At 73.2% G+C, this 15,515-nt stretch carries 18 protein-coding genes and 1 tRNA gene; 10 read left to right on the top strand and 9 right to left on the bottom strand.

All coding sequences use genetic code 11. From position 1 onward, the window contains the following. Positions 1-11: 11 nt before the first annotated feature. The 4 genes from ACFP2E_RS11870 to dcd all read right to left on the bottom strand — a co-directional run bounded on the left by ACFP2E_RS11870 (position 12) and on the right by dcd (position 3,775). The gene (locus ACFP2E_RS11870) at positions 12-1,049 is read right to left on the bottom strand and encodes a FecCD family ABC transporter permease (protein WP_378522815.1); all 1,038 of its coding nucleotides are present in this window, start codon (positions 1,047-1,049) and stop codon (positions 12-14) included. Continuing rightward, positions 1,046-2,023 (bottom strand): FecCD family ABC transporter permease, encoded by a 978-nt coding sequence (locus tag ACFP2E_RS11865; protein ID WP_378522816.1) that lies wholly within the window; start codon positions 2,021-2,023, stop codon positions 1,046-1,048. The genes ACFP2E_RS11870 and ACFP2E_RS11865 overlap by 4 nt, the downstream gene beginning before the upstream one ends. Beyond that, the gene (locus ACFP2E_RS11860; protein WP_378522817.1) at positions 2,023-3,087 is read right to left on the bottom strand and encodes an iron-siderophore ABC transporter substrate-binding protein; all 1,065 of its coding nucleotides are present in this window, start codon (positions 3,085-3,087) and stop codon (positions 2,023-2,025) included. Before ACFP2E_RS11860 ends, ACFP2E_RS11865 begins: the two co-directional genes overlap by 1 nt. A 118-nt stretch (positions 3,088-3,205) precedes the next feature. After that, a complete protein-coding gene (dcd, locus tag ACFP2E_RS11855; protein ID WP_378522932.1) occupies positions 3,206-3,775 on the bottom strand; it encodes a dCTP deaminase in 570 nt (189 codons plus the stop codon). Positions 3,776-3,852: 77 nt separating this feature from the next. On the opposite strand from dcd, the gene ACFP2E_RS11850 reads away from it, so the two are divergent. Beyond that, positions 3,853-3,928, top strand: a tRNA-Gly gene (locus ACFP2E_RS11850). Positions 3,929-4,079: 151 nt separating this feature from the next. Here ACFP2E_RS11850 and ACFP2E_RS11845 read toward each other — a convergent pair. Continuing rightward, complete coding sequence (locus tag ACFP2E_RS11845) at positions 4,080-4,388, bottom strand: hypothetical protein (protein WP_378522818.1); 309 nt, start codon at positions 4,386-4,388, stop codon at positions 4,080-4,082. 112 nt (positions 4,389-4,500) lie between these two features. Between ACFP2E_RS11845 and ACFP2E_RS11840 the strand changes: the two genes are divergently transcribed. Genes ACFP2E_RS11840 through ACFP2E_RS11830 form a run of 3 tightly spaced genes read left to right on the top strand, consistent with a single transcriptional unit; the run spans position 4,501 to position 7,401 of the window. Further along, entirely contained in the window at positions 4,501-5,688 is a 1,188-nt protein-coding gene (locus ACFP2E_RS11840; protein WP_378522819.1) for a hypothetical protein, read from the top strand. Continuing rightward, positions 5,689-6,744: a hypothetical protein gene (locus ACFP2E_RS11835; RefSeq protein ID WP_378522820.1), complete on the top strand. Its 1,056-nt coding sequence runs from the start codon at positions 5,689-5,691 to the stop codon at positions 6,742-6,744. Positions 6,745-6,768: 24 nt separating this feature from the next. Beyond that, entirely contained in the window at positions 6,769-7,401 is a 633-nt protein-coding gene (locus ACFP2E_RS11830; RefSeq protein ID WP_378522821.1) for a DUF2461 domain-containing protein, read from the top strand. A 30-nt stretch (positions 7,402-7,431) separates the two neighbouring features. Here the strand turns inward: ACFP2E_RS11830 and ACFP2E_RS11825 are convergent, their stop codons facing one another. Both ACFP2E_RS11825 and ACFP2E_RS11820 read right to left on the bottom strand, forming a co-directional pair. Then, positions 7,432-7,890: an RrF2 family transcriptional regulator gene (locus ACFP2E_RS11825; RefSeq protein WP_378522822.1), complete on the bottom strand. Its 459-nt coding sequence runs from the start codon at positions 7,888-7,890 to the stop codon at positions 7,432-7,434. A gap of 111 nt (positions 7,891-8,001) precedes the next feature. Further along, on the bottom strand, positions 8,002-8,898 hold the full coding sequence (locus tag ACFP2E_RS11820) for a sulfite exporter TauE/SafE family protein (RefSeq protein ID WP_378522823.1): 897 nt from the start codon (positions 8,896-8,898) through the stop codon (positions 8,002-8,004). 270 nt (positions 8,899-9,168) lie between these two features. On the opposite strand from ACFP2E_RS11820, the gene ACFP2E_RS11815 reads away from it, so the two are divergent. Both ACFP2E_RS11815 and ACFP2E_RS11810 read left to right on the top strand, forming a co-directional pair. Next, positions 9,169-11,043: an acyl-CoA dehydrogenase gene (locus ACFP2E_RS11815; RefSeq protein WP_378522824.1), complete on the top strand. Its 1,875-nt coding sequence runs from the start codon at positions 9,169-9,171 to the stop codon at positions 11,041-11,043. A 175-nt stretch (positions 11,044-11,218) separates the two neighbouring features. Beyond that, the gene (locus ACFP2E_RS11810; protein WP_378522825.1) at positions 11,219-11,413 is read left to right on the top strand and encodes a DUF6458 family protein; all 195 of its coding nucleotides are present in this window, start codon (positions 11,219-11,221) and stop codon (positions 11,411-11,413) included. Between the two features lie 26 nt (positions 11,414-11,439). On the opposite strand, the gene ACFP2E_RS11805 is transcribed toward ACFP2E_RS11810, so the two are convergent. Further along, on the bottom strand, positions 11,440-12,318 hold the full coding sequence (locus ACFP2E_RS11805) for a LysR family transcriptional regulator ArgP (RefSeq protein ID WP_378522826.1): 879 nt from the start codon (positions 12,316-12,318) through the stop codon (positions 11,440-11,442). Positions 12,319-12,388: 70 nt separating this feature from the next. Between ACFP2E_RS11805 and ACFP2E_RS11800 the strand changes: the two genes are divergently transcribed. Genes ACFP2E_RS11800 through ACFP2E_RS11785 form a run of 4 tightly spaced genes read left to right on the top strand, consistent with a single transcriptional unit; the run spans position 12,389 to position 15,127 of the window. Next, positions 12,389-12,991: a LysE/ArgO family amino acid transporter gene (locus ACFP2E_RS11800; RefSeq protein WP_378522827.1), complete on the top strand. Its 603-nt coding sequence runs from the start codon at positions 12,389-12,391 to the stop codon at positions 12,989-12,991. Positions 12,992-13,016: 25 nt separating this feature from the next. Beyond that, positions 13,017-13,334: a hypothetical protein gene (locus ACFP2E_RS11795; RefSeq protein WP_378522828.1), complete on the top strand. Its 318-nt coding sequence runs from the start codon at positions 13,017-13,019 to the stop codon at positions 13,332-13,334. Between the two features lie 42 nt (positions 13,335-13,376). Continuing rightward, positions 13,377-14,192 carry a maleylpyruvate isomerase family mycothiol-dependent enzyme gene (locus tag ACFP2E_RS11790; RefSeq protein ID WP_378522829.1) on the top strand — a complete coding sequence of 272 codons (816 nt, stop codon included), beginning with the start codon at positions 13,377-13,379 and terminating at the stop codon, positions 14,190-14,192. Further along, a complete protein-coding gene (locus tag ACFP2E_RS11785) occupies positions 14,189-15,127 on the top strand; it encodes an oxidoreductase (protein WP_378522830.1) in 939 nt (312 codons plus the stop codon). The genes ACFP2E_RS11790 and ACFP2E_RS11785 overlap by 4 nt, the downstream gene beginning before the upstream one ends. Positions 15,128-15,133: 6 nt before the next feature. Here the strand turns inward: ACFP2E_RS11785 and ACFP2E_RS11780 are convergent. Beyond that, on the bottom strand, positions 15,134-15,515 hold a 382-nt coding region (locus ACFP2E_RS11780), incomplete at its 5' end, for an HNH endonuclease (RefSeq protein WP_378539339.1).

The following is a 15,515-nucleotide window of genomic DNA, read 5'->3' as shown; positions in this document are numbered from 1 at the left end:
GCGGGTCTCCTTCATCTCCGGGCTGTCGGGCCGGCCTGGCCGCGGACGAGCAGCCACAGCAGGAACGGCGCCCCGAAGGCGCCGGTCACCACGCCCACGGGGAGGTTGACGTCGGGCACGAGGTAGGCGGCGACGTGGTCGGCGGCCACGACGAGGATCGCGCCGGCCAGGCCTGCCCCGGCGAGCGTCGTCCGGCCCCGGTTGAGCGCCCGGGCGGTCGGGCCCGCGAGGAACGCGACGAACGACACCGGGCCGGCCGCGGCCACCGCGACGGCCGTGAGGACCACGGCGAGCAGCAGCAGCGCGTCGCTGCGACGCCTCGACACGCCGAGCCCGGTGGCGACGTCGTCGCCGAACTCGGTGACCCGCAGCGAGCGGGCCGTCCACACCAGCAGCGGCAGCAGCGCGACCCAGAAGATCGCCAGCAGCCGGATCGTCGGCCAGTCCGCGGCGCCGACGCTGCCGGTCAGCCAGCGCAGGACCAGGTGGGCGTCCCACTCGTCGGCCCGCGTGAAGAGGTACTGCACCACGGAGCCGAGCGCGGCGGCCACGGCGACGCCCACCAGCACCAGCCGGTAGCCGCCGCCGGCGGCGGGGCCGGCCACCGCCCGGACCAGGCCGGCGATGCCGACGGCGCCGAGGATCGCGGCCACCGAGACCGCGGTGCCGGTCTGCCCGAGCACCACGATGGCGAGGACGGCGGCGGCGCTCGCGCCGAGGCTGACCCCGATGACGTCGGGGCTCGCCAGCGGGTTGCGCAGCGTGGTCTGGAAGATCGCGCCGGCCACCCCGAATGCCGATCCGACCAGGACGCCGAGCACGGCGCGCGGGAGCTTGCTCTCCATCAGGATGAAGCTGGCGCCCGGGATCTCGGCGCCGAGGACGATCCGGACCGCGTCCGGCACGGTGAACGTGTAGTCCCCCAGCAGCACCCGCACCGCCACCACGCCGAGCAGCGCGGCGGCGAGGCCGCCGACGACAAGCCGCCGGCGGCGCGCGGGTCCGCGGCGGGCCTCGCGGACGGCGATCGCCACGGTCGGCGCGCTCACAGCGCCGCCAGCCGGCCGCGGCGGACGAGCAGCATGAAGACCGGGCCGCCGACGACGGCCGTCATGATCCCGACCTGCACCTCGGTGGGCGGCAGCACCACCCGGCCCACGGTGTCGGCGAGCACGACCAGCACCGCGCCGACGCCGAGCGAGAGCGGCAGCACCCGCGCGTGCGCGCTCCCCACGAGGGCGCGCACCGCGTGCGGCACGACCAGGCCGACGAAGCCGACCGGGCCGGCGAGGGCGGTCGCTCCCCCGGCCAGCAGCACGCAGGCCAGGCCGACCACGAGCCGGTCCCGGGCCACGCGCCGGCCGAGCCCGCGCGCCAGGTCGTCGCCGAGGGCCAGGGTGTCCAGCAGCCGGGTCCCGGCCAGCGCCAAGGCGGCCCCAGCGGCGAGGAAGGGCAGCCCGGTGAGCAGCACGTCGAAGCCCCGGCCGCCGACCGTGCCGACCTGCCAGAAGCGGAAGGTCTCCATCGTGGCCCGGTCGGTCAGCAGCACGCCCGAGGTCCACGAGGTCAGTGCCGCGGTGACCGCGGCGCCGGCGACGGCGAGCTTCACCGGGGTGGCACCACCGCGACCGAGGGCTGCCACGCCGTGCACGAGGACCATGGCCGCCGCGGCACCGGCGAGCGCGAACCAGACGTACGACGCCAGGTCGGAGACACCGAGCGCGGAGATCGCCAGCACCATCGCGAAGGCGGCGCCGGCGTTGACGCCGAGGATCCCCGGGTCGGCGAGCGGGTTGCGGGTCAGGCCCTGCATGCAGGCGCCGGCGAGGCCGAGCGCGGCGCCGACAGCGAGTCCCAGGCAGGTCCGCGCCCACCGGGTGAGCGCGACCGCGTGGTCGGGGTCGGTGGCGTCGAGAAGCGCGGTCGGCGCGATCGGCCGCGACCCGACGAGGACCGAGAGCACGGAGACGCCGAGCACCCCCGCCACCACTGCTGCCAGCCCTCCTGCGACCCGGCCGGACATCAGGCGCCGTCGACCGCGCGCGCGACCTCCGGCAGGAAGTGCTCGACGATGTAGGGCACCGACAGCGGGGTCGGGTTGGTGACCGCCAGGCCGACGTGCTTGTCGGGCTCGGCGTACGCGTGGCCCTCCGCGATGGCGGGGATCCGGCCCAGCAGCGGGTCGTCGGCGTACGTCGCCAGGTCGTCCTCGCCCTCGGCGTAGGTCAGCAGGACGTCGGACTCGAGGCCGTCGGCGCGCTCGGCGGAGAGGGTGCCGTAGAACTGGCCGTCCTCGACGACCTCCTCGACCATCGGCGCGTTGACGAGGCCGAAGTCGTTCATGACCGAGACCCGCGGGTCCGCCGGTGCGTAGACGCCGACCGAGGAGAGGTCGGTCGTGGTCAGGTAGGCGAAGACGAACGACGCGCCCTCGAGCTGCGGGTACTCCTCGCGGGCGGCCTCGATCGCCCCCTCGGTCTCCGCCTCGACCTCGTCGGCGAGGTCGTTGCGGCCGAGCGCCTGGCCGACCATGTCGAGGGAGGTCTGCCACGGGGTCACCCACGGGGCGTCCGGGTAGGCCACGACCGGTGCGATCCTGCTGAGCCGCTCGTACTCCTTCTCCGTGATGCCCGAGTTGGTGGCGAGGATCAGGTCGGGGGCGAGCTCGGCGATCTCCTCGACCGGAGCGCCGTCCGCGTCGTCGTACCGGACCGGCGCCTCGGCGCCCGTCCCGTCGGCGACCTCGGCGACCCCGGCGTCGAACCAGTCCGAGGACCCGCCCCCGTTGCCGCCCCAGGTCAGCTTCGTCGCGCCGACCGGCACGACGCCGAGCGAGAGGACCGCGTCCTGGTCGGACCAGCCGAGGGTCGCGACGCGCGTCGGCTCCTCCTCGACCGTGGTCTCACCGAAGGCGTGCTCGATCGTCACCGGGAAGGCGCCGGCCTCGGCCTGCGACGTGCTCGCGCCGCCGGGGGTCTCCCCCGTCGAGGACGGGCCGGTGCTGCAGGCCGACAGCAGTCCGGCGCCGAGGGCGAGGGCGCCGATCACCGGGCCGAGGGCGGAACGGGGGGTGCGGACGGGGCGCATGGCGTTCTCCTGAAGGAAGGTCTACCTAAGTAAGGCGAGCCTAACCTCAGTTGGAACGCGGGCGAGCGCGGGGTCCCGACAGCCGGAACCCAGCCAGGTCAACGGTGCGCTAAGAGCCTCAGATCGAGGTGCGGTGGAAGTTCTGGTAGGAACGCGACGGCGTCGGGCCTCGCTGGCCCTGGTAGCGCGAGCCGTACTTCTCCGAGCCGTAGGGGTGGTCGGAGGCCGACGACAGCCGGAAGAAGCAGAACTGGCCGATCTTCATGCCGGGGTAGAGCTTGATCGGCAGGGTCGCGACGTTGGCCAGCTCGAGCGTCACGTGGCCCGAGAAGCCCGGGTCGACGAAGCCGGCCGTGGCGTGGGTCAGCAGGCCGAGCCGGCCCAGCGACGACTTGCCCTCGACGCGGGCCGCGACGTCGTCGGGCAGCGAGACCACCTCGTACGTCGAGCCGAGCACGAACTCGCCCGGGTGCAGGATGAACGCCTCGTCGCCCTCCGGCTCGACCATGCGGGTGAGGTCGGATTGGTCGACCGCCGGGTCGATGTGGGGGTAGCGGTGGTTCTCGAAGACTCGGAAGAACCGGTCGAGCCGCACGTCGATCGAGGACGGCTGCATCATCGCCGGGTCGAAGGGGTCGAGGGCGATCCTGCCGCTCTCGATCTCGGCCAGGATGTCGCGGTCACTCATCAGCACGGGTCGTAACCTACCCCCGCCGAAGTCTGGGGTAGCATCACCACCGCCGCGGCTCGCAGGAGCCGCGGCCTGCGGATGTAGCTCAGTTGGTAGAGCGCGACCTTCCCAAGGTCGATGTCGCGAGTTCGAGTCTCGTCATCCGCTCCAGTTTGTCCTCGGAGCCGCTTGACGCCTCTTCCACGCAGGGCTCAGACCCCGCTGCCGCCCATGGCCCACAGCCACGGCGAGGACGAGCGGGCCCGCACGCCGGGCTCCCGCCCCTCCGCGACCAGCCGGAACCGGTCGTCTGCGTGCGTCGTCATCCGACGCAGCCGTCGCCCTGGACCATGCCGTCGTGCAGCAGCAGGGCGACCTGGAACCGGGAGAGGTCCGGGCCGTCCGCGGTGATCCGCTCGTGCCACGAGGCCACCGTGCGGCCGGCGACCCGGCGCACGAGCACCAGCGACACGATGCTGACGACCAGCGACTCCAGCAGCCAGCCGGGGAACGCCACCAGCGCCAGGACCGGCGGAGCCAGCATGCCGGCCAGCCAGAGCACACGCGCCAGGGCCGCGGCCCGACGCACCTTCCGGGCAGCCTGCTGCCACGTCCCGAGATCCAGATCCACGAGCGAATCATGGCGTGCCCCGAGGCCTGTGACTCCAGTGACTCTTGACGTCTGCTGGGACTGCTGCGCACAGTGGGGAGCCTGAGTCTTCCCCACCTGCGAGGTGCTGACCATGCCTCAGCCCCAGAGCCCACCCTCTGACCTGCCCCGGGGCAGGTCACGCTCCCGGGCCCGCCTGATCGCCGTCGGCGCCCTGGCCGTCACGCTCGCGGCCGCGCCACTGCTCCCCCGCGGCGGCCCCGAGCCCGCGATCGTCCCGTCCGGCGACCGCGCCGCGCCCGCGGCACCGGGCACCGTCACCCCCGAGATGCGCGCCGAGATCGAGGCCGTCGTCGGCGACGGCCTGGCGGCGGGCCGGCTGCCCGCCCGGCCGACCGTGGACGCGCTGGCCGAGCGGCTGGTGCGCTGTGCCGACCTCGGGCCCGAGCGCTACTGCCTGCACACCGGCTTCACCACCGCCACCGAGACGGTCGCGCAGGACCGGGTCGCCGCGACCGCCCGGGTCGAGGCCGCCAGGCCGGCGGCCCAGGAGAGCACCGGCGAGCTGACCACCCTCGCCGCACTGCGGCGTACCGCCGGCCTCGACCCGGCCGAGCGCGCGGACCGCGAGCGGCGCGAGCTGCTCGCCGCCGCCCGCGCCGTCGGCAAGGTCGCGGAGCTGCGGCAGGCGGTCGGCGCGGATGCTTCGACAGCCTCGACCGCGCGGGCCGCACGGACGAAGCGGTTCCGCGACTACCCCCGCCGCTCGACGGTGCTGCGCCCCAAGCGGGTGCGGGAGCAGGTGCGCTCCTACTGGTGCGGCCCGGCGACGATGCAGATGATCGCGTGGGGCTGGCAGGACCGGCCCAAGCCGCAGCGCCACTGGTCGCGCAAGCTCGGCACCACCACCAACGGCTCCTCCGTGTGGGACATGGTCCGCGTCATCAACGCCGCCACCGGCTACGACCGCGACGCCTACGCCGGCGACTACGTCGTCCTCGACATATCCGACTGGACCTACCGGCAGTGGCTGCTGCTGAACATGCGCCACATCGCCGACTACCGGGCGCCGCTGGTGCTCCACCCGATGCTGCACAAGCGGTTCTTCCCCTACCTCGACGACGACGCCTCCGGCCACTTCCAGGTGGGCCGCGGCTACGACAAGCGGGGCGACAAGCCGGCGCACGTCGGCTACTTCGAGCCGTGGAACCAGCAGCGCTTCGACCCCTCGGAGCCGTACATCGCCCGGGTCCAGTGGCGCAGCGCCTACCGCAGCTACCGCGCGAACCTCGCCCACCCGCAGCAGAACATCGGAGTCTGAGTGCGGGGGCGCGGACTGCAGGGCCGCCTCGCCCTGCCCGTCGTGGCCGTCCTGGCAGCGGCCGGCTGCACCGGGTCGCCGGGCCCCGTCGGCACGGCGGGCTCGGGACAGCCCGACGGCGACGCGACGTCCCTGCAGTGGAGCCGGGTGCGGGGCCCTGTCGACGCGACGGTCACCACCGGCGGTGGCTGGACGCTCACCGTCGACCCGTCCGGCACGCGGGCCACGCTCGACGGTGCCGACCCGGTCACCGTCACCGCGCCCGACCGGTTCCGCGTCGCCGACGCGCTGCTCGACGACGGCTGGGCCCTCGTCACCGTCCAGGACCGCCTGGAGGAGCGGCCGATGGTCGCGACGGTGGTCGATCTCGACTCCGGCGAGCAGTTCACCCTCGACGGCGACTCGGACGTGCCCACGACGACGGGCGGGTCGTGGGCGCTCGGGGACGGCACGGCGTCGCACGCCACCGTGTCCCCCGACGGCGGCTGGTGCGTGGCCACGGTCGACCTCGCGAGCCGTACGTCGCAGCGCCGCTGGTGCGCCCCGCCCCGCACCGGCTTCAACGGGGTGTCGGTCACCCCCGACGGCACCACCATGCTGACCTTCGACGACCAGCGCCCCTCCTGCCGCACCCCGGTCCGGCTCGACGGCGACGACGTCGACCCGATCGGGGGCGTCGAGCCCTGCCTCGGCTGGGACGCCGTGGCCCTGCCGGGAGCCGTCGTCTGGTCGGAGACCCCGAGACCGACGCGTGTCGAGCAGGCGGTCCTCCGGGCCCGGACAGGCGACGGCGCTGTCGTCGACCTGGGTCCCGGCACGTCGGGCACGCTCGTGCGGTGCGGGGAGGCGGCGTACTTCGTGCGCGACCCGCAGCGCGACGGGCAGCCGGCGGCACTGCTGCGGTGGGCGCCCGGCGACGATGAGGCCGGCGTGGTCTACGAGTCTCCCGGCGGCGGCCCGGCCTTCCTGGCCGAGCCGCGGTGCGGCGGCGACGCGCTGACGCTGACGGTGCTGGCCGCCTCGGGCGACCGCCAGGTGACCGCTCTCCTGCCCTGACAGGGGCGCCCTAGGGTGGGGAGAGTGGACGACTTCACCGGCTTCCCGACCGCGGCGCTCGACTTCTACGACGACCTCGAGGTCGACAACACCAAGTCGTTCTGGGAGAAGCACAAGCAGGTCTACGCCGACAGCGTGAAGGCGCCGATGACCGCGCTGTGCGCCGCCCTCGAGCCGGAGTTCGGCCCGGCCAAGGTGTTCCGTCCCTACCGCGACGTGCGGTTCGCCAAGGACAAGACGCCGTACAAGACCCACCAGGGTGCCTTCGTCGCCGCCGGTCCCGCCACCGGCTGGTACGTCGAGATCTCGGCGCGCGGGATGCGCGTCGGCGCCGGCTTCTACGAGGCGAGTGGCCCGCGGCTCGCCTCCATCCGCGAGGCGATGGCCGACGACACGACCGGCCCGGAGCTCGAGCGCCTCCTCGCGTCGTACGACGGTGACGGCTGGGAGATCGGCGGCGACGAGCTCAAGACCGCGCCGCGGGGCTACCCGGCCGACCACCCGCGGATCGCACTGCTGCGCCGCAAGCAGCTGTTCGTGGGCCGGCCCTATGGCTTCGATGGCCTGGACCGGGCGGAGGTGCTCGACCGGGTGCGCGAGGACTGGCGTGCGCTGCGCCCGCTCGTCGAGTGGGTCGCCGCGCACGCCGACGAGTAGCCGCCAGCGGCGCCGGCCACCGACGCCGGCTCAGTGCGGCTGCCAGGCGTCCTCGTCGGCGGTCCGCGACGTCACGGCGTCGGGCAGGTCGCGCGACGCGAGCTGAGCGATCGAGACCTGCTCGAAGACGTCGCGCAGCGACCGTCGCGCCGCGATCCAGACGTGCTGGAGGACCTCGGCGGACTCGTTGTAGCTGACCGCCTCGGGCCGCAGGCCGTAGACCGAGACCAGCGGGCCGTCGACGGCGCGGATGACGTCGGCGACCCGGACGTCCTCGGCCGGCCGGGCCATCCGCCACCCGCCGGACTGGCCGCGCTGGGAGAGGACGATTCCCGCCCGGCGCAGGTCGGCGAGGATCGCCTGGAGGAAGCCGTGGGGGATCTCCTGGCGCCGGCCGAGCTCCTCGGCACTCACCGCGGCGGCGCCGTCGGAGCTCGCCATCTCGATCAGCGCCCGCAGGGCGTAGTCGGACTTGGCGGAGACACGCATAGGTCCAGTGTGTCAGACAGGTCTATCGACACACTGGACCTAGGCAGAGGATGACGCGGCCGGCGGGGGTGGGGCCCGCCGGCCGCGTCGTGCGCTCGAGGCCCGCCCGGGTCAGACGGCCGCGAGCTGCTTCTCGAGCTGCTCGATCTCGCGGGACTTGCGCTCCTGCTTGACCGCCCAGGTGATGCCCGCGATCCAGAGGACCGCGACGAACGCCGCCAGGGTCGCGACGCCGGAGCCCGGCAGGCCGAACGCCTCGGCGATGGTCTTGGAGTTGACCAGGATGATCAGGCCGCCGGCCGCCACACCCAGGACGCGCGCGGCGAGCTTCTTGACCAGCCAGGCCGCGATCGGGGCTGCGATGACGCCACCGGCGAGCAGGACGGCGGCGTAGGACCAGAGGATGCCCTGCGAGCCGAGGGCGAGCAGGAAGCCGAGCGAGCCGCCGACGGCGACCACGAACTCGGAGGTGTCGATGGAGCCGACGACCTTGCGGGGCTCGAGCCGGCCGGACGAGAGCAGCGTGGTGGTGCCGACCGGACCCCAGCCGCCGCCACCGATGGCGTCGAGGGTGCCGCCGGCGAGCCCCATGGGGACGAGCATCTTCGCGCCGGGGCGGCTGCGGAACGTGGGGCGACGGCCACCGAGCACCAGGAAGCGCCACACGACGTACACGCCCAGGGCCAGCAGGATGCCGGCGACCCACGGCTTGGCGGCGTCACCGTCGAGCGAGGCGAGGAAGGTGGCCCCGACGAAGGCGCCGACGAAGCCCGGCCCGGCCAGGATCGAGACGGTCTTCCAGTCCACGTTGCCGAGCTTGTGGTGGGAGATGCCGGAGGCCAGCGAGGTCCCGATCTCGGAGAAGTGGACGGCGGCGGACGCCGCAGCAGGAGCGATGCCGGCGGCCAGCAGCAGCGTCGACGAGGTCACGCCGTAGGCCATGCCCAGGGAGCCGTCGATGAGCTGGGCCAGCAGGCCCACGAAGCCGAGCACGAGGAGCTTGCGCATGGGGGGAAGCCCTTTCGGTCGCCCGGCGGCCGCGCCGCCGAGAGGTCGATCAGAAAACTAAAGTCGATCAAGTCACTAACTTGACTATCTAAGTAGACATTGACGACCAACGGACTGTCAATCCAGCGCAGCCGTCCGGCGTGTCGCACGCATCACCCTCCCCCGACGGGGTGAAGCGACCGGCGACTCCTTGCGTGGCCCGGGGCCCGCTCCTAGAATCAAAGTTACCGGCGAGTAGCGCGCCGGGCCCCGAGACGAAAAGGTGGAGCAGTGAGCCACTACAAGAGCAACCTGCGCGACATCGAGTTCAACCTCTTCGAGGTGCTCGGCCGGGACGAGGTCCTCGGCCAGGGTCCCTTCGCGGACGTGGACGCCGAGACCGCGCGCTCGATCCTCGCCGAGGTCGACCGACTCGCCCGCGAGGACCTCGCCGCCTCCTACGAGGAGAGCGACCGCAACCCGCCGGTCTTCGACCCGAAGACCCACACGGCACCCATCGCCGAGTCGTTCGCAAAGAGCTACCAGGCCTGGATGGACGCCGAGTACTGGCGACTGCAGATCCCCGAGTCCCTCGGCGGCACCCCGGCCCCCTCCAGCCTCGTCTGGTCGATGGGCGAGATGGTGCTCGGCTCCAACGCCCCCGTGTGGATGTACGCCGCCGGCCCGGCGTTCGCCGGCGTCGTCGAGCGCAACGGCAACGACCGCGACAAGCGCATCGCCCAGATCATGTGCGAGCGGCAGTGGGGCGCGACGATGGTGCTGACCGAGCCCGACGCGGGCTCCGACGTCGGCGCCGGCCGCTCGAAGGCCACGCCCAACGAGGACGGCTCCTGGAACATCGAGGGCGTCAAGCGCTTCATCACCTCGGCCGAGCACGACATGAGCGAGAACATCATCCACCTCGTGCTGGCCCGCCCGGTCGGCGTCGAGGGCGCCGGCGGCCCCGGCACCAAGGGCCTCTCGCTGTTCATCGTGCCGAAGATCCACTTCGACCACGAGACCGGCGAGCTCACCGGTGAGCGCAACGGCGCCTACGTCACCAACGTCGAGCACAAGATGGGCCTCAAGGTGTCCAACACCTGCGAGGTCACCTTCGGCGACCCGGGTGTCGGCGGCGGCGAGCCCGCGAAGGGCTGGCTGCTCGGCGAGGTCCACAACGGCATCGCGCAGATGTTCCAGGTCATTGAGAACGCCCGCATGATGGTCGGCACCAAGGCCATCGCGACGCTGTCCACCGGCTACCTCAACGCGCTGGAGTTCGCCAAGAGCCGCGTGCAGGGTGCCGACCTGACCCAGGCCGCCGACAAGACCGCGCCGCGGGTGACGATCACGCACCACCCCGACGTGCGTCGTTCGCTGATGGTGCAGAAGTCCTTCGCCGAGGCGATGCGCGCGCTGGTGCTCTACACCGCCACCTGGCAGGACCGCATTCAGGTCGCCGAGCACAACGGTGAGCACGACGAGCTGGCCCACGCCGTCAACGACCTGCTGCTGCCGATCGTCAAGGGCTACGGCTCGGAGCGGTCGTGGGTGCTCCTCGGCACCGAGTCGCTGCAGACCTTCGGCGGCTCCGGCTTCCTGCAGGAGTACCCGCTCGAGCAGTACGTCCGCGACGCCAAGATCGACACCCTCTACGAGGGCACCACCGCGATCCAGGGCCAGGACTTCTTCTTCCGGAAGATCGTCAAGGACCAGGGCCGGGCGCTGGGCCACCTCGCCAAGGAGATCGAGGGCTTCGTCGCCTCCGAGGCCGGCAACGGCCGCCTCAAGAACGAGCGCGAGCTGCTCGGCCGGGCGCTCGAGGACGCCAACGCGATGGTCGGCCACATGATCAACGACCTGATGTCGTCCGACGGCTCCGCCGAGGGCGGCGACGCGCGCAACATCTACAAGGTGGGTCTCAACACCACCCGCCTCCTGATGGCGCTGGGCGACCTGGTCTGCGCCTGGCTCCTGCTGCGCCAGGCCGAGGTCGCGCTCGACAAGCTCGACAACGACCCGGGCAAGGACAAGGCCTTCTACGAGGGCAAGGTCGCCGCGGCGCAGTTCTTCGCGCAGTACAACCTGCCGAAGCTCCGCGCCGAGCGGAAGATCGCCGAGGCCACCGACCTTTCGCTGATGGACCTCGACGAGGCCGCCTTCTGACGGTCAGCTGACCGGTCCGCCACGCGCGGCCCGTCGGACCTCCGGGTCCGGCGGGCCGTTCGCATTCCGGCGCGAACCGCGGTCCTGGTTTCACCACCGGCCCGGACGGGGAGGCTCCGGTCAGCGGACCACGGGCTCCCCCGGCCCACCGGTCCCCGACCCCCGAGGAGTCGTCATGGGCATCGGCATCAGCGTCATCCTGCTGGTCATCGGCCTCATCCTGCTGCTGGGCGCGATCGAGGAGTTCCCCGCCGCCGTGCAGGACGTCGTCGACGTGAGCACCGTCGGCTGGATCTGCCTGGTCGTGGGCATCCTGGGCCTCGTCGTCGCGATGACCGCCGGCCGACGCTCGGGGACGCCGACCGCCTGACCTCGCCTGACCTCGGGCGCCTGGCCTCAGGCCCGCAGCCGTGCCGCGGCGGCGCGGCGTACCGACTGCGTGAGCCGCGCCAGTGCCGGCGAGTCGAGCCGCCAGCACTGCCAGTGGAGGTCGACGTCGGCGTGCCAGCGTGCCCCGAGGCGCACCAGCCGGCCGACCTCCAGCTCGGGGGCGAGCTGCGGCTCCGGGACGGCCGCCCACCCGAGGCCCAGCCGGACCGCCTCGACGAAGTCGGCCGACGTCGGGACGCGGTGGCGCGGGCCGCCGATCCGCTGGCCGCGCGCCTGCGCCAGCTGGTCCTGCAGCGTGTCCTTGTCGTTGAACACCACGACAGGCATCCGTGTCAGGTCCGGCCACCGGCCGCGGCGCCAGCGCTCGACCAGCTCCGGCGTGGCCGCCGGCCAGTAGCGCAGCGAACCCAGCCGCGTGACCGTGCAGCCCTGCACCGCGGTCGGGTCGGACGTGACGGCGCCGAGGACGTCGCCGTTCCGCAGCAGGTCGGCGGACCACGCCTGGTCCTCGACGTGCAGCCGCAGGACCGTCCCGTCCCACCCGGCGACGTCGGCGACCACGTCGCGGAACCAGGTCGCCAGCGAGTCGGCGTTGACGGCCACCGGCAGGTCGACGCGCGCCTCGCGCTCCTCGGCGAGCTCGGCGCGGATCTCGTCCTCGAGAAGGCGCACCTGCCGGGCCAGTCGCAGCAGGACCCGGCCGGCGGCCGTCGGCGTGCACGGGGTGCCGCGCCGCACCAGCACCTGGCCACTCGCGGACTCGAGCGCACGGACCCGCTGGCTGATCGCGGACGGCGTCACGTGGAGGTGCCGGGCCGCCGCCTCGAAGGTGCCGTGCTCGGCGATTGCGAGCAGCGCCGCCAGCTGGCCGGGCGCGTAGGTCATGAAGCAACGCTAAGGCATCTGCAGAAACATTCGCTGGTCTGAACCGCGGTCCGCCACCTAGCGTCGTCCCGTGCTCACCCTTCTCGCCACCGGCATGCTGGCCGGTCTCGCGCTGATCGTCGCGATCGGCGCCCAGAACGCCTACGTCCTGCGGCAGGGCCTCGCCCGGGACCACGTCGGCACCGTCGTCGTGATCTGCACGGTCTCGGACGTCGTGCTGATCGCCGCCGGGGTCGCCGGGATCGGCGTGCTGGTCGAGCAGGCGGGTTGGGCGCTGGTCCTGATCCGCTGGCTCGGCGTCGCCTTCCTGACCTGGTACGGCGTCTCGTCGCTGCTGCGCGCGCGTCGGGGCGGGTCGCTGCGCACGAACGGCGGCACCGCGGGACGGCGTACCTCCGTGGCGGTGAAGGCGCTCGCGCTCACCTGGCTCAACCCCCACGTCTACCTGGACACGGTGATCCTGCTCGGCTCGATCGCCAACACCCACGGGGCGGACGGCCGCTGGTGGTTCGGGGCGGGCGCGATGGTGGCGAGCGCGCTGTGGTTCGGAGTGCTGGGGTTCGGGGCGCACCGTGCCCACGGACTGCTGGCGACCGAGCGGGCGTGGCGTGTGCTCGACGTGCTCATCGGGCTCACCATGCTGGGTATCGCGGTCTCGCTCGCGCAGGGCTGAGGCCGCGCTCGGCCAGCGTGGAGGCGTGGACCTCGCCACCCTCGGCGACGTCCTGGCCTTCGCCGGCGTCGTCGCCACCGGACTGATGGCCGGCCTGTTCCTCTGCTGGTCGGTCTCGGCCGTCCCGGGCCTGCGTCGGGTGCCGGACCGGGTCCACGTGACGTCGATGCAGGAGATCAACGCCGCCATCCTCAACCCGCTCTTCCTGGGCACGTTCATGACCGCGATGCCCTTGCTGGCAGGCGCCGCGGTGATCGACCTCGTCGAGGAAGCCACCGGGCGGGCGTGGTGGTTGGTCGCGGCCGCCGCGACGTACACCGTGGGGGTGCTGGTCGGCAGATGACCCGCGACGTCGCTGCTGTTGCCGAACCGTAGGCTGCCGCCCATGACCGATCGGGAACGCCTGTCCGGCTACGTCGACGTCTGGTGGGAGGCGGTCGACCGCTTCACCGGACTGCTCGAGGAGCTGTCCCCCGAGGACTGGAAGGCGCCCACCGACCTGCCCGGGTGGGACGTCCACGCCGTGGCCGCCCACATCGCCCATCTCGAGTCGGTGCTCGCCGGCTCGCCCGAGGAGACGGTCGAGATCGGCGAGCCCGCCCACGTCCGGGGCCTGATGGGCCTCTACACCGAGCAGGGCGTCGTCGCCCGCCGCGACCGCTCCCCCGACGCGCTGATCAACGAGATCCGCGCGGCCACGACCGCGCGCCACACCGCGCTGCTCGCTGACCCGCCCACCGACGGCACCGCGAAGCCCGAGACGGTCTTCGGCGGCATCGGCTGGGACTGGAGCACATTGCTGCGCAACCGTCCGCTCGACGTGTGGATGCACGAGCAGGACGTCCGCCGCGCGACCGGACGGACCGGGAACCTCGAGAGCCGCGCCGCGAAGCACACCGCCGAGTACCTCGCCGAGAGCCTCGGCATGGTTCTCGCCAAGCGGGCCGCCGCCGAGCCGGGCACGACCGTGGTGCTGGAGGTCGAGGGCAGCGAGCCGGTGGCGTTCGCCGTCTCCGAGGCCCGTCGCGGCGTCCGGCTCGACGAGGTGCCGGCCGACCCCACGGTCCACCTCGCGACCGACCGCGAGACCTTCGTGCTGCTGGCCGGGGGCCGCCGCGCCCCCGGGCCCGGCGCGGTCAAGGTCGGGGGCGACGAGGAGCTCGGGCGGAGGCTGCTCGAGCTGCTGGCGGTGACGCCGTGAACGTCGCGACGGACGTCTGGTCCCTCACCGACATGCCCGACCAGGCCGGGCGGACGATCCTCGTCACCGGCTGCACCCGCGGCGGCATCGGCTTCCACACGGCGCTCGAGATGGCGCGCCGCGGCGGCCGGGTCGTCCTGGCCGGACGGCGCGAGGAGACGGTGGCCGAGGCCGAGTCCGCGATCCGCGCCCAAGTGCCGGCGGCCGAGCTGGAGCGGCTGCTGGTCGACCTCTCCGACCTCGACTCGGTGCGGCGGGCGGCCGCGGAGGCCGGTTCTTTCGGCCCTGTCGACGTGCTGGTCAACAACGCGGGCGTGATGGCGCCGCCGTACTCACGCACACCGGACGACCTCGAGCTGCAGATGGCGACCAACCACTTCGGACCGTTCCTGCTGACGGTGCTCCTGATGCCGCAGCTGGTGGCGAGCAACGCCGCGCGCGTCGTCACCGTCTCGTCGCAGATGCACCGGATGGCCCGGACGGCGCCGCTCGGCGATCCCCACGTGCAGGAGGGCCGCTACTGGCGGTGGCAGGTCTACTCGCAGACCAAGCTGGCCAACCTCCTGTTCACCTTCGAGCTGGACCGGCGCTGCCGGGTCGCCGGGAAGCCGGTGAAGGCGCTGGCCGCCCACCCCGGGCTCGCCGGCACGCACCTGGCGGCCAACGGGCGGTACGGCGGCCTGGCGGGTGCGCGGGCGAGCATCCTCGACGCCGCGATCAAGGCGGTCGCCCAGTCCGCCCACTCCGGCGCCCTCCCCACGCTCATGGCGGCGACCGCCGACCTGCCCGGGTCGACGTACTGCGGGCCGAGCGGCTTCCACGAGCAGCGCGGCCTGCCGCAGGTGGTCGGCTGCACGCGGCTCGCCCGCGACGAGCAGGCGCAGCGGAGGCTGTGGGAGCTCAGCGAGGAGACGACCGGGGTGCGCTTCCCCTGATCGCCGTCAGGCGGCGAGGGTCAGGTCGGCCCAGCCCACATCGACCCGGCATCCATCGGTGGTCGAGTGGCGGAGCGTGTCGCGACCGGGCAGCGGTGGCGCATGTGACTGGTGCTGGTGGCCGGTGGGGGTGGTGACCTCGATCCGGTGCCGCTGGCCTGGTCTTGATCGTGGTCGGGCGCGCCAGCCGGGGGCTTCCTTGGCGTGGTTGCAGGCCTCGCATCGGCCGGTGAGGTTGGTCTCGGTCGTGGGGCCGTCGGCGTGGACCGGGGTGGTGTGGTCGGTGTGCCGGATGGGGGCGTCGCACCAGGGGGTGCGGCAGGTGCCGCCGTCGCGGAGCCTCACCAGCTGCGCAAGCCCCGCGGGGACGCGACGTTGGCGTGAGTCC

It is taken from the genome of Nocardioides sp. GCM10027114 (genome assembly GCF_042659625.1).
Classification (GTDB): Bacteria; Actinomycetota; Actinomycetes; order Propionibacteriales; family Nocardioidaceae; genus Nocardioides.
This window is presented reverse-complemented; position numbering and strand designations above follow the sequence as displayed.

Bases quoted from the DNA above. Each gene is read 5' to 3' on its own strand.
- ACFP2E_RS11865 (WP_378522816.1), bottom strand. From the start codon at position 2,023: ATGTCCGGCCGGGTCGCAGGAGGGCTGGCAGCAGTGGTGGCGGGGGTG.
- ACFP2E_RS11860 (WP_378522817.1), bottom strand. From the start codon at position 3,087: ATGCGCCCCGTCCGCACCCCCCGTTCCGCCCTCGGCCCGGTGATCGGC.
- dcd (WP_378522932.1), bottom strand. From the start codon at position 3,775: ATGAGTGACCGCGACATCCTGGCCGAGATCGAGAGCGGCAGGATCGCC.
- ACFP2E_RS11840 (WP_378522819.1), top strand. From the start codon at position 4,501: ATGCCTCAGCCCCAGAGCCCACCCTCTGACCTGCCCCGGGGCAGGTCA.
- ACFP2E_RS11825 (WP_378522822.1), bottom strand. From the start codon at position 7,890: ATGCGTGTCTCCGCCAAGTCCGACTACGCCCTGCGGGCGCTGATCGAG.
- ACFP2E_RS11820 (WP_378522823.1), bottom strand. From the start codon at position 8,898: ATGCGCAAGCTCCTCGTGCTCGGCTTCGTGGGCCTGCTGGCCCAGCTC.
- ACFP2E_RS11810 (WP_378522825.1), top strand. From the start codon at position 11,219: ATGGGCATCGGCATCAGCGTCATCCTGCTGGTCATCGGCCTCATCCTG.
- ACFP2E_RS11805 (WP_378522826.1), bottom strand. From the start codon at position 12,318: ATGACCTACGCGCCCGGCCAGCTGGCGGCGCTGCTCGCAATCGCCGAG.
- ACFP2E_RS11790 (WP_378522829.1), top strand. From the start codon at position 13,377: ATGACCGATCGGGAACGCCTGTCCGGCTACGTCGACGTCTGGTGGGAG.